Raw genomic sequence first — 12,301 nt, forward strand, 5'->3', positions numbered from 1 at the left:
ATCTTCAGGCAGCGTTATGGCAGCACATGGAAAAAATTACAATATGGTTGAAGACCTTAACCTGGTCAGTAACTGGCTTGCCCGGCAGGATACTGATATTGATACATCACGTTCTTCAATAGTTGTACTGGCTGGCAATGCTGTATTGCCAGTTATTGAACATGCTTTTCATCAGGCCCGTGAATTACAGGCACTCTTGCTGATAACCGGTGGTGTCGGCCATTCTACGGGGTGGTTATATCAGGCGGTGCAGCAAAGCTCTCGCTACCAGCACATTCATACTGGTGGGCGTACCGAAGCATCAGTGATTGGTGAAATGGCAGCCACCGTTGCTGGCCTGCCGCCCGAGCAAATATTACTCGAATGTGAGGCGACCAACTGCGGTGAAAATGTTGATTTTTCGTGGCGTTTAATGCAATTACGCGGCCTGGCACCACAGCAACTGGTTGTGGTTCAGGACCCAACCATGCAACGGCGTACAATGGCTACATTTGCCCGCCTGAAAAACCAGGTTTCCATCCTGCCAGACTGTGTGTCATCGCCAGGGTTTGTGCCCAGGTTAACCGGCCAATGCGAAGATATTGCATTTGAAAATGAAGCCACAGGTTTATGGCCGGTTAACCGTTTTATTGAGCTGGTCATGGGGGAACTGCCACGCCTGTATGATGACAACAATGGCTATGGGCCCGCAGGTAAAGGTTTTATTGCCCATGTGCCTCTACCTGAAGAAATCATGCTGGCGTGGCAACGTTTATCTGCCTGCGAGCCTCTGCGGGGCATGCTTGCTGCACGCAAACTTGCATAGCATCACGGGTATTGCGCTTCGACCCAGTTCATGAGCAGTTCAGGCCAGCTTTGGGCAGGTAAATCAAGGCAGCCGCGAATACCAAAACCATGCTGCCCTTGTTGGAAGATATGCATTTCGGCAGGAACCTTGTGGGCAAGTAACGCCTGAAACATTAGCAGGCTGTTTGCGACAGGCACCGAAGGGTCATCAGCAGCATGGGCAAGAAATACGGGGGGCATATCAGCACGAACCTGTAATTCCAGTGAATGGTGTTGCCGCCAGAGTGGCTCGGGAGTTGCGCCCAGTAAAGCACGGGCTGAACCCGGGTGAGTTAACGCTGCATCCATGGTAATAACCGGGTACATCAGCGCAGCGAAATCCGGGCGTGCGCTGAGGCTGTCTGCTTCATCCATTGCCGGGTAAGCAGGGTAGTCAAAGTGTGTTGCAAGGCTGCCGGCAAGGTGCCCCCCGGCAGAAAAGCCAAGAACACCAATGCGTTGTGCATTTAACCCCCACTCTGGTGAGCGTGTGCGAATAACCCTGATGGCACGTTGAATGTCTGCAAGTGGCGCCAGGCTGGCTTCACTGTGGCCGCCATCGGGCATGCGGTAGGTCATGACAAACAATGTATACCCTTGTGCTGTAAAGCGTGCTGCCAGGTCGCTGCCTTCTTTATCAACCACCACACGGTTATAACCACCACCGGGTGCCACTAATAGTGCAACCCCATTAGGCTCCTTTGGCCGCCAGGCGCTGATGAGTGGCGCCCTGATTCCAGTTGCGGCACGGTCTGGCAAACTGGCGAGTGTACTGCGTTCAGTAAGAACATAGTGCGCCGGGCTGGTATGTGCGCCCGGTGCTTCGCCCGCAGGCCAGATGGTAAATGTTTCGTCTGGCTCCAGGCGCGCTATAGTTTGGTAATCAGGGGGCATATGTGTCCTTCTCAAAGCATAACTTGTGCTCTCAACGGGTAAACAACAGCTTACCACTAACCCTGAAACGGTTGTTACTTATGCAAAACACCGTTTTTTCGCACTGAAAGCAAAGAAAAACTAATGAATTCTTAATGCGTAATCAGTATGTTGAACACTTCACTGAATATTGAGGATGTCGTTATGCGTGGAAAGTACAGTTCGGTTCAGATAACGCTGCACTGGCTGGTTTTCTTATTGGTGATTATCGCTTACTGCTCCATGGAGTTGCGGGGCTTCTTCCCGCGGAGTTTCCGTCCCGTACTCAGCAGTCTGCACTATGGTTCAGGGATCCTTGTGATGGTGCTGATGGTAGCGCGCCTCGCCGGGCGGGCCATCTGGCCAACCCCACCGATTGAGCCTAAACCATCGCCCATGGTGACGGGGTTATCTCACCTGGCACACCTGGTGCTGTACCTGATGTTTATCGCACTGCCGCTATTAGGTGTTATTTATCGTTACTATCGCGGTAATGACTGGGCGATTTTCGGCCTGCCCATGCCAGTCTCCGCCACACCGAATGAAGATTTCGCCTGGCAGGTAAAAGATATCCATGAGCTGGTGGCAACTGTCGGATATTATATTATTGGTCTCCATGCCGCTGCCGCACTTGCGCACCATTACTTCTGGAAAGACAACACGTTGTTGCGCATGATGCCGCGTAAAAAATCCAGTTAATCACCTCTGAAACCTGCCGCTGCACACTGGCAAATCGGTGGCAGGTTTTTCCTGAAGCATTCTCTCGTTCTTTTCTGCGACCCAGACTGTAAACCTGGTTAAATACTCTGTCTGTCCGATACCCGCTGCGCGGTTTGTGGGCCATACACACAGTGTGAACTGCGCTACAAAACAGCACGGGTGTAAATAATCTATCCGGGCGAAAAACATAAAGAAAAACGAGTGACAGGCGATAAAGCTTGTGAGAAAAAGTTTTTATTTTACTAATTACAATACCTGGAACAGGGGCCGTCTTACATGAGCCACAAGCGACTGAGTGATTTTGTCTATCGCCATTTTATTGAGCAAGTAAAGGATTACGCCATTTACATGTTGAATCCTGACGGAACGGTCGCCAGTTGGAATGAAGGTGCACACCGGGCAAAAGGTTACAGTAGCGATGAAATCGTCGGCCAGTATTACGGTATTTTCCACAGTGAACAGGACCGCAATGCGGGTTTGCCACAACGTAACCTTCAACTAGCTTTAGAACATGGTCAGTATGAAGGAGAAGGCTGGCGCTACCGAAAAGATGGTTCCCGTTTCTGGGCTCATGTGGTTATCGACCCGATTTACGATGAAGAAGGTGTGCATCTTGGCTTTGCCAAAATCACCCGGGACGTTAGCGAACAAAAAGAGATCAATGACAAAATCTCCTGGATGGCGCGGTACGATGCACTAACCGGTCTGCCAAACCGTGTTGAGTTTTTCTCGTTTGTCGAACAGTTACTGAACAATAGCGAATACCAGCGTATTGCGGTTTGCACTATTGATCTGGATAAGTTCAAAGATATAAACGATATCGAAGGCCACCATATCGGCGACCAGCTCTTACAACGAGTTGCCGCACAAACCCTCAAAATACTGGGTAAAGACGAAATTGTTGCCCGTTTTGGCGGTGATGAGTTTGTTGCGGTAAAAGGTTACAACAACCGCCTGGAAGCACGCGCGTTCACTTCCCGCTTATATGCCTGTTTTTCCGGGTTGCAAAAATTTGCCACAACCGAATTTTCTGTGTCAGCCAGCATGGGCGTTGCGGTTTACCCTGATGATGCAACGGATATTAAAAAGCTCCTCAGTAATTCAGACCTTGCAATGTACCGGGCAAAGCAGGCAACGGACGTGAAAATATGCTGGTATGAAAAAGACATGGATGAAGAAACACGTTATCGCAATATGCTGGCAGGCGATATCCGCAAGGGCATTAAAGAAGGGCAGTTCTATCTACATTACCAGGAAAAACGCGCCATCAAAGATAAAGAGATTTCAGGTTATGAGGCACTGTTACGCTGGAATCATCCCCGCCTTGGGCCGGTTTCACCTGATGTTTTTATCCCTATCGCTGAAGAAAGTGGCGCGATTGTTCCATTAGGCTACTGGGTGATAAGTACCGTATGCCAGGAAGCGATGGACAGGGAAATTAATAAGAAAATATCTATCAATATTTCACCAGTGCAATTACGCCACCCCAACTTTATTGAGCGAGTACGCACATTGTTGCAACGTTCTGCTTACCCCCTGAGCCTGCTGGAATTCGAGGTAACGGAAACAGCGTTTATTGTTAATAAAAAGCTAACATTCAATGTGTTGCATCAATTTCAAAAAATGGGAATAAGTATTGCGCTGGATGATTTCGGTACTGGATATTCTTCTTTGAGTACTCTGCGGGAGTTCCAGTTTGATGTGATAAAACTGGATAAAAGCTTTCTCAATAACGTTGAGAAAAGCTATGAAGCACGTTCTTTTGTGCGAGCCATCATTTCACTGGGTAACTCCATCAATACGCCACTGATTGCCGAGGGCGTAGAAACTGCTGAGCAATTACGCATTCTGGAGGAAGAAGGGTGTAGTGAGATCCAGGGCTTTTTATTTGGTAAACCGACAGACATAGACCATTTATAACGCACTTTGCATTCCTCTGTTTTCCTCTCGCCGGGAAAGTGTGATCCTCCCGGCATAATCTTGTTAACGCTACGCAAAATGTCTTTTAAGGCGTAATAAAACGGCTACGGATGCCGATGTCATTGGTATTGCTTTCTTTGTACCCCTTATAAATTTAAAGAGAGTTATTATGGAAAGGGCAACGACATCTGCACAAACTATATCCGGGTCTGTTCGTTTCTGGCACCACATCCGTCTGGTTCCCCTCTTTTCCGCCATTCTGGGCGGGGTGTTACTACTGTTTGCGTTATGTATCGGTCTTGCTGGCTATTTCCTGGTTCAGGGTAATAGCTCACTCAGTGATGTGACCGATGAAATACAGGTGCGCATGGGCATCTCCAACAGCTCCAACCACCTGCGTACCGCCCGTATTTTATTAATTCATGCCGGGGCGGCCGGGCGTGTCGCAGATATGGATGTCATGAGCAAAGACATTGCTGATGCAGAAGCGCGTATTAAAAAAGCTCAGGAAGGGTTTGCTGTTTACATGGACCGCCGGTCGAAAACACCGCAAGACACCGCACTGGATGGCGCGCTGAAAACCCGTTTTGACGACTATGTTGAAAAGGGCATGAAGCCAATGATCAAATATGCCAAAAATGGCATGTTTGAAGCGATTATCACTCAGGAAAACGAACAACTACGCAAACTGGATGATGACTATAATGAGGTTTTGCTGAAGGCGATTGCCATTCGTACTGCGCGCTCCCAGCAACTTAACACTATGGCTCATCGTGATACAAATATTGGTCTGGTAGTGATGGGCGGTGCTTTTATCCTGGCCTTATTTATGACCGGCGTAACCTTTGTTATGTTGCGCAAAATTGTGATAAACCCACTGCAGCGCGCGGTTAAGCGAATTGAGGCTATTGACGGGGGGGATCTCACACAGCCAGAAGAATTAACCAGCCGCAGTGAAATAGGCCTGCTCAGCAAACACCTGCAACACATGCAGCGCTCTCTGGTGAGAACCGTCACCACCGTGCGTGATGGCGCCAGTGGCATTTACCAGGGCACCAGTGATATCTCTGCCGGCAACGTCGATTTAGCTTCACGAACTGAGCAACAGGCGGCAGCAATTGAACAAACGGCCGCCAGCATGGAGCAACTGACGGCAACCGTGAAGCAAAATGCGGAAAACGCGCACCATGCAAGCAAACTCGCTGGAGAGGCCTCACAAAAGGCCTCGCACGGTGGGCAGATTGTTACCGGTGTGGTTTCTACCATGAACAATATTTCAGCCAGTTCACGGAAAATCTCAGAAATCACATCGGTTATTAATAGCATCGCGTTTCAGACCAATATTCTGGCACTGAATGCTGCAGTTGAAGCTGCGCGTGCAGGAGAGCAGGGGCGTGGGTTCTCTGTGGTAGCCAGCGAAGTTCGCACTCTTGCACAACGCAGCGCACAGGCGGCCAAAGAAATTGAGAACCTGATTAATGAATCTGTTTCACTCATTGAACAGGGTTCCGGTGAAGTGCGGGAAGCAGGCAGTACAATGACCGGTATTGTAGAGTCGGTGAAAAGCGTGACTGGCATTATGCAGGAAATTGCTTCTGCATCCGATGAGCAAAGCCGTGGTATAGAACAGGTAGGCCAGGCTATTACTGAAATGGATAATGCCACACAGCAAAACTCAGCTCTGGTTCAGGAGGCATCTGCTGCAGCCCGTTCCCTTGAAGAACAGGCCGCGATACTGTCTCAGGCTGTCGGTATCTTCCGGTTATCTGGTGACAGCCACAGTGAGCGTACTGCGCCCGGGCGGGCGAAAAAAACGCAGGCCGCATTACCACAGGCTTCATCAGCTGGTCAGGAGAACTGGGAGACGTTTTAACACCGCTCGCCATTAGCTGAATGCAACCCACAAGCAGATGCCTGTGGGTTGTTTATTTAAACCAGGCGCAAATCTGGATGCGGTTGCGAAGCAGTGATACTCACCGGTACAGATTTGGAAGTAGGAGTCCCTGTACCATCACCAAAGCTGGACAATGGAATTAACGGGTTAGTTTCCGGGTAGTAAGCTGCCAGGTTACCACGGGGAATGGCATAACTGACCAGTTTGAACCCAGTAACTTTTCGTTCAATACCGTCATTCCAGTGGGTTTCGATATCAACGTCATCGCCCGGTTCCAGCCCAAGTGCTGCAATATCATCGGGGTTCATAAATAACACTTCACGCTGACCGTAAACGCCACGATAACGGTCGTCCAGACCATAAATTGTCGTGTTATATTGGTCATGAGAACGCAATGTCTGCAATATGAACGGTGCTTCCACCGGGGTTACTGACTGCGGCAATGGAGCCGGGCTGAACTCTGCTTTACCACTCGGTGTGGCAAAACGGTAACTTGCCGCCGCATTACCCAGCCAGAATCCGCCAGGCTCTGCACATTTCTCATTGAAATCAGTGAACCCAGGTATAGTGGCTGCAATATGGTCACGAATCAGGTTGTAATCAGCACTCAGGGCAAGCCAGTCCAGTTTCTCACATCCCAGTGTCGCCGCGGCGATTCCGGCAACAATTGCCGTTTCAGAGCGTTGCGTGGCTGCCAGTGGTTTGCCTATCCCTTCAGATGCATGCACCATACTGAAAGAATCTTCGACAGTAATAAACTGACGGCCACTTTCCTGAAGATCTTCTTCAGTGCGCCCAAGCGTGGGCAGGATCAGTGCTGCATCGCCAGGATAAAGGTGGCTACGGTTCATCTTGGTACTGATATGTACTGTCAGCCCACACCGGGATAAGGCTTCAGCGGTACGCTCACTATCAGGCGCTGCGGCGGCAAGGTTGCCACCCAGTGTTATCAGAACCCGAACTTCATCACGCAGCATGGCCTCAATTGCTTCAACCGTGTTATGGCCTGGTGCTCGTGGTGGCGTGAAGTCGAAATGCTTCGCCAGGCTGTCGAGTAATGCAGCAGAGGGTTTTTCATCAATCCCCATTGTACGGTTCCCCTGAACATTGCTGTGCCCACGCACCGGGCATAGCCCAGCGCCGGGTTTGCCCAGATGCCCACCCAGCAATTGCAGGTTAACAATTTCCCGTACGCTATCCAGCGAATGTTTATGTTGGGTAATACCCATCGCCCAGGTGCAGATAACCCGTTCGGCATTTTGCCAGATACCGGCGGCTTCACGCAGTTGCTGCTCACTCAGGCCAGATTGCTGAGTGATAAAGTCCCAACTGGTGTTATCGATTTCAGCAAACCACTGTTCAATCCCCTGGGTGTGCTCACTGATAAAAGCATCATCAAAAATGCCAGGTAAGCCATCTGCCAGGTGTTGCCGGTGGGTTTCCAGCAGTGCTTTTGCCATGCCGCGCACCGCTGCCATATCGCCACCCAAATTCGGCTGATAATACGTAGAGCTGATGTTTCCAGCTAAAGGGGTGACGACTTCAAGCGGTTTTTGCGGGTCAGCGAACCGTTCAAGCCCACGTTCACGCAGGGTATTGAACGTTACAATACTGGCACCGTTTTCAGCTGCATGGCGCAGGCTGTGAAGCATACGCGGGTGATTTGTACCAGGGTTTTGGCCAAAGACAAAAATGGCGTTTGCTTTGTCGAAATCATCGAGGCGAATTGTGCCTTTACCAACGCCAATACTGCGTTTCAGCCCGCTACCACTGGCCTCATGGCACATATTCGAACAATCGGGGAAATTATTGGTGCCCAGCATCCGCCCGAACACCTGGTAGAGATAAGAAGCTTCATTACTTGCACGCCCGGAGGTGTAAAGCTCCAGTTGGTTAGGGGTGTCCATTTCCTGAATATGGCGGGCAACCAGTGCAAAAGCATCCTGCCAGGTGATGGCTTCGTAGTGATCGGTTTCAGGGTTGTAACACAACGGTTCTGTCAGGCGGCCCTGGTACTCCAGAAAATAGTCACTTTGTTTGCGTAGCGCGCCGACTGTATGTTGGGCAAAAAACTCTGCGGTGATATGGCGACGGGTGGCTTCCCAGGTAACAGCTTTAGCGCCATTCTCACAAAAACTGAATGTACTTTTATTATCATCACCCCAGGCACAGCCGGGGCAGTCAAAGCCTTTGGCTTTGTTCATGCGCATCAGGTTGCGCAAATTCTTAATTGCGCGTTTGCTGTCAAACACAAACCGGGTTGTGGCTTCCAGTGATCCCCAGCCACCTGCGGCCGCGTGATAAGGTTTAATCGCTGTTTTAAATTTCATAGTGTGACGTCCATACTGGAAATTTACGCAATAGTGTGCGTAATCAATACATGCAGTATACGCCGCAAATTCCCAACATTCGCGCAACAATGTGCGGTTATTGTTTCCTGAACGTTCTAACAGTGTTACTTATCATGCAACTTGCGCAACACAATACAATCAGGCAATAGTTTGGCGAATGGCATTAATTAATGTTACGGCGTGAACAGAAAGCGGGGTGTCGACACGGGTCAGAATGCCAACCGGTTCGCCATTTCCCGGTATGGCAACAGGTAATGAGACCAGTACACCCGTTTTAAGATCTTCTTTTACCGCGCCAGAGGGCACAAACCAAACGTAGTCGTAGTCAATCGCGAGTTGCCGGGAAAGTGAAGCAGACAAGGTTTCAACATGGCAGGGCGAAAGTGTACAACCTTGTTCTTTAAGCAAGGCTTCAGTTCTGTCCCTGGGCGGTGTACCTTCAGGCAGCACAACGGCTGGCCAGTCGAGAATACGGCGAAATGTCAGGGTTTCGTTGAGTAGTGGATGCCCCGGGTGAACCACCAGACGCAGTGATTCCAGAAACAGCAATTCGTAGCTTAATCCACCCATTAATTCCGGGTCAGACATGCGGCCGATTCCAAAATCCAGTTCACCACTTTTTAACCCGGATAAAATCATGGTGTTATTCATGGCTGCCACTTGCAGGCTGACACCAATTTGATGGCGATGGAACTGGCCAATTACAGCAGGCAATAACCCCAGTAGTGCCGTTGGCAGTGCACCAAGGCGTACTGTCTGAGGCTCGCCTTGTGTGGCGGAATGCAAAGAGTGCCCAGCGGCCTGGAGTGCATCAAGAATGCGCAGTGCATGGGTCAAAAATTGCTCGCCAGTGGGGGTGAGATGTGCCCCCATACGCCCCCGCTCAAGCAGGCGGACCCCAATCAAATTTTCCAGCTCATTTAATGTCTTGGATAATGCCGGCTGGCTGAGGTTAAGCGTTTGTGCCGCGCGCCCAAGAGTTCCCTGCTGAGCGACGGCAACGAAAGTGTGTAAATGGCGCAAGCGAATGCGCTGCATGAAGTGACCATAATTTTCCATAACGGATGTTAAAACCAGTTTTTTGCTATTTTCAAGTGACTTAGCTGTATTCTGATAACTTCATTGCAAAATTACATTAACAAACATCGCAATTTTTAAACAAAGTGCGGATTCTGGCTACGCTGACGTTCCGGGTTGCCCGGCTGAATCGAGGCAAATCAACGCCGGTAATTTTTATGTGCCAGGCAACCATATGCTCCGGTTATATAAACGAAGACAGCAGGGGGATAAGACCACTAAATTGGCGCGTTGCCAGGATCACAAAAGCTGAATAATTTCAGTGTGGCGCAAAGGTGTTATCTAACCTTTGGGAAAAGACCTGAGGAAAATAACATGGGCGAGTATGTCAGTGCAGATGAAATTCGGGAAATGTTCGCACAGGCGATGTCTGTGATGTATCAGCAAGAAGTACCGCAGTATGGCACGTTGTTGGACCTGGTTGCCGACGTCAACATTGGTGTGCTGGAAAAACACCCCATGTTGCTTGAACAACTGACAAACGATGGAGAAATTGGTCGGCTCAATGTTGAGCGGCATGGCGCTATTCGTGTTGGCACGCCAGAAGAACTGGCGGGGTTGCGCAAGGTTTTTGCCATCATGGGTATGTACCCCGTGGGGTACTATGATTTGTCTGTTGCCGGGATACCTGTACATTCAACCGCGTTTCGCCCCACAGAAGACGCCGCGCTGGCACGTAATCCATTTCGTGTTTTTACCTCATTACTGCGCCCGGAACTGATTGAAGACACAACGCTCCGGGAACAGGCACTGCATATTCTGGCGCAGCGTTCAATTTTTACGCCAGGCTGCCGTGAACTGGTAGATACCCACGCACAACAAGGTGGTTTAACCGCCGTGCAGGCGCAGCGCTTTGTCAGTGAAGCTCTGGAAACGTTTCGCTGGCGCCAGCAGGCCTGTGTGGATGCGCAAACATACCAGGCACTGAACAGTGCGCACCGGTTGGTGGCCGACATTGTCAGTTTCCCCGGGTGCCATATTAATCACCTGACACCCCGTACACTGGATATTGACCGGGTACAGGCACTGATGCCTGAATATGGCATTACGCCCAAGAATGTGATTGAAGGCCCGCCGCGCCGTGTATACCCCATTCTTTTACGCCAGACCAGTTTCCGGGCACTGGAAGAAAAAGTGGTATTTGGCGAAGGGGCTCAGGGAGCGCATACCGCACGTTTTGGTGAAATAGAGCAGCGAGGAGTGGCCCTGACCCCGAAAGGGCGGCGGTTGTATGATTCTCTGTTAGCTGAGGCGGGTGTCGCTGCGGATAATTTTGCACACCAAAATCAGTTACGTAATACCTTTGCCCGGTTCCCCGATGACGAAGCGACACTGCGCCAGGACGGGCTCGCCTGGTACCGATACCGGTTATTACCTGCCGGAGACGCAAACCGCCAGGCGATTAAACTGGACGACAACCCACAGGCACTAATTGAACGAGGCTGGCTTGCTGCATCCCCTGTTACTTATGAAGATTTCCTGCCTGTCAGTGCCGCCGGGATTTTTCAGTCCAACCTGGGAGCGGAAACACAGGTCAGGGAGCAGGGGCATGCCAGCCAGCAAGCCTTTGAAACAGCACTGGGCTGTGCGGTGAAAGATCCGTTTGCTTTATATCAGGACACTGAAAACCGCAGCCGTCGCCTGTGCGGGCTGGCTCCGGTTAACAGGCTAACGGATACCGACTAAAGCGCATTCAGGCGTTCGATGTGCGCTTCAGGCAGTTGCAACTTCGCGGCATCAATATTTGCCAGCAAATGCGCTGGCTTGCTGGTGCCCGGAATCAACAAAATATTAGGCGACCGCTGTAATAACCAGGCCAACGCTACTTGCATGGGGGAGGCCGAGAGTTCACTGGCAACAGCGCTGAGTTCGGCCGATTGTAGCGGCGTAAAGCCACCGAGCGGGAAATAAGGTACGTATGGGATGTCGCGTTGTTCGAGCCAGTCAATCAGCGCGTCATCACTACGTTCAGCCAGGTTATAACAGTTTTGTACGCAGGCGACAGGGGTTAATGCCAGCGCCTCTTTGATTTGCGTGGGTGTAACATTGCTGAGCCCAATATGGCGAATTAACCCCCGAGACTGCAGGTTAAGCAATGTCGTTAACGGGCCTTCGAGGCTACCTTCGGCTGGTTTATGCACATCATACATACTTCTCAGGTTGACTATCTCTAACTGGTCAAGTCCGAGGTTTTCCAGGTTTTCTTCCACTGCCCGGGTCAGTTCACTTTCCGACATCGCTGGTATCCAGTTCCCTTTATCATCACGCCTGGCGCTGACTTTCGTCACCAGGCATAACTCTTTTTGATACGGATGGAGTGCCTGCCTGATCAGTTGGTTAGTAATGTGCGGGCCATAGAAATCTGAGGTATCAATATGGTTAATACCTTGCTCGATAGCCAGGCGCAGAACTTCAATTGCCTGTTCCGGGTTATCCGGGGGGCCAAAAACGCCAGGGCCGGCGAGTTGCATTGCGCCATAACCCATCCTGAATACTTGCTTATCGCCTAATTGCCGGGTGCCTGCCAGTTGAACGGTTGTCATGGGATACCTCCTGTTAGTGTACTCTGAATTGTAGGCAAGCCAGTCTTGTGCGACTATTC

9 protein-coding genes are annotated in these 12,301 nt (G+C 50.5%); 5 read left to right on the plus strand and 4 right to left on the minus strand.

The window, feature by feature from the left end:
* The first annotated feature begins 16 nt into the window (after positions 1-16).
* Complete coding sequence (locus DT73_RS18350; RefSeq protein WP_072006996.1) at positions 17-805, plus strand: YdcF family protein; 789 nt, start codon at positions 17-19, stop codon at positions 803-805.
* Positions 806-807: 2 nt separating this feature from the next.
* Here DT73_RS18350 and DT73_RS18355 read toward each other — a convergent pair whose 3' ends face one another.
* Positions 808-1,719: an alpha/beta hydrolase gene (locus DT73_RS18355; RefSeq protein WP_036112956.1), complete on the minus strand. Its 912-nt coding sequence runs from the start codon at positions 1,717-1,719 to the stop codon at positions 808-810.
* 183 nt (positions 1,720-1,902) lie between these two features.
* Between DT73_RS18355 and cybB the strand changes: the two genes are divergently transcribed.
* From cybB to DT73_RS18370, 3 genes are all read left to right on the plus strand, one after another.
* Complete coding sequence (gene cybB / locus DT73_RS18360) at positions 1,903-2,436, plus strand: cytochrome b561 (RefSeq protein WP_036113612.1); 534 nt, start codon at positions 1,903-1,905, stop codon at positions 2,434-2,436.
* A gap of 297 nt (positions 2,437-2,733) precedes the next feature.
* The gene (locus tag DT73_RS18365) at positions 2,734-4,377 is read left to right on the plus strand and encodes a bifunctional diguanylate cyclase/phosphodiesterase (protein WP_036112959.1); all 1,644 of its coding nucleotides are present in this window, start codon (positions 2,734-2,736) and stop codon (positions 4,375-4,377) included.
* A gap of 169 nt (positions 4,378-4,546) precedes the next feature.
* Positions 4,547-6,250 (plus strand): methyl-accepting chemotaxis protein, encoded by a 1,704-nt coding sequence (locus DT73_RS18370; protein ID WP_036112963.1) that lies wholly within the window; start codon positions 4,547-4,549, stop codon positions 6,248-6,250.
* A gap of 56 nt (positions 6,251-6,306) precedes the next feature.
* Here DT73_RS18370 and DT73_RS18375 read toward each other — a convergent pair whose 3' ends face one another.
* Together DT73_RS18375 and DT73_RS18380 are read right to left on the minus strand one after the other, a co-directional pair.
* Positions 6,307-8,601: an FdhF/YdeP family oxidoreductase gene (locus DT73_RS18375; protein WP_036112966.1), complete on the minus strand. Its 2,295-nt coding sequence runs from the start codon at positions 8,599-8,601 to the stop codon at positions 6,307-6,309.
* Positions 8,602-8,760: 159 nt separating this feature from the next.
* Entirely contained in the window at positions 8,761-9,681 is a 921-nt protein-coding gene (locus DT73_RS18380) for a LysR substrate-binding domain-containing protein (protein WP_036112969.1), read from the minus strand.
* Between the two features lie 333 nt (positions 9,682-10,014).
* Here DT73_RS18380 and DT73_RS18385 point away from each other — a divergent pair, with 333 nt between their 5' ends.
* The gene (locus DT73_RS18385) at positions 10,015-11,385 is read left to right on the plus strand and encodes a VOC family protein (RefSeq protein WP_036112972.1); all 1,371 of its coding nucleotides are present in this window, start codon (positions 10,015-10,017) and stop codon (positions 11,383-11,385) included.
* Here the strand turns inward: DT73_RS18385 and DT73_RS18390 are convergent.
* Positions 11,382-12,242, minus strand: coding sequence for an oxidoreductase (locus DT73_RS18390; protein WP_036112974.1), 861 nt, complete (start codon positions 12,240-12,242; stop codon positions 11,382-11,384). The two genes, DT73_RS18385 and DT73_RS18390, sit on opposite strands and share 4 nt — an antisense overlap.
* Between the last annotated feature and the right edge of the window lie 59 nt (positions 12,243-12,301).

It is taken from the genome of Mangrovibacter sp. MFB070, from assembly GCF_000705335.1.
Taxonomy (GTDB): Bacteria; Pseudomonadota; Gammaproteobacteria; order Enterobacterales; family Enterobacteriaceae; genus Mangrovibacter; species Mangrovibacter plantisponsor.

What these genes read in the sequence shown, in the direction of transcription:
- DT73_RS18350 (WP_072006996.1), top strand. Translation starts at nt 17, where the DNA reads ATGGCAGCACATGGAAAAAATTACAATATGGTTGAAGACCTTAACCTG.
- DT73_RS18355 (WP_036112956.1), bottom strand. Translation starts at nt 1,719, where the DNA reads ATGCCCCCTGATTACCAAACTATAGCGCGCCTGGAGCCAGACGAAACA.
- cybB (WP_036113612.1), top strand. Translation starts at nt 1,903, where the DNA reads ATGCGTGGAAAGTACAGTTCGGTTCAGATAACGCTGCACTGGCTGGTT.
- DT73_RS18365 (WP_036112959.1), top strand. Translation starts at nt 2,734, where the DNA reads ATGAGCCACAAGCGACTGAGTGATTTTGTCTATCGCCATTTTATTGAG.
- DT73_RS18370 (WP_036112963.1), top strand. Translation starts at nt 4,547, where the DNA reads ATGGAAAGGGCAACGACATCTGCACAAACTATATCCGGGTCTGTTCGT.
- DT73_RS18375 (WP_036112966.1), bottom strand. Translation starts at nt 8,601, where the DNA reads ATGAAATTTAAAACAGCGATTAAACCTTATCACGCGGCCGCAGGTGGC.
- DT73_RS18380 (WP_036112969.1), bottom strand. Translation starts at nt 9,681, where the DNA reads ATGGAAAATTATGGTCACTTCATGCAGCGCATTCGCTTGCGCCATTTA.
- DT73_RS18385 (WP_036112972.1), top strand. Translation starts at nt 10,015, where the DNA reads ATGGGCGAGTATGTCAGTGCAGATGAAATTCGGGAAATGTTCGCACAG.
- DT73_RS18390 (WP_036112974.1), bottom strand. Translation starts at nt 12,242, where the DNA reads ATGACAACCGTTCAACTGGCAGGCACCCGGCAATTAGGCGATAAGCAA.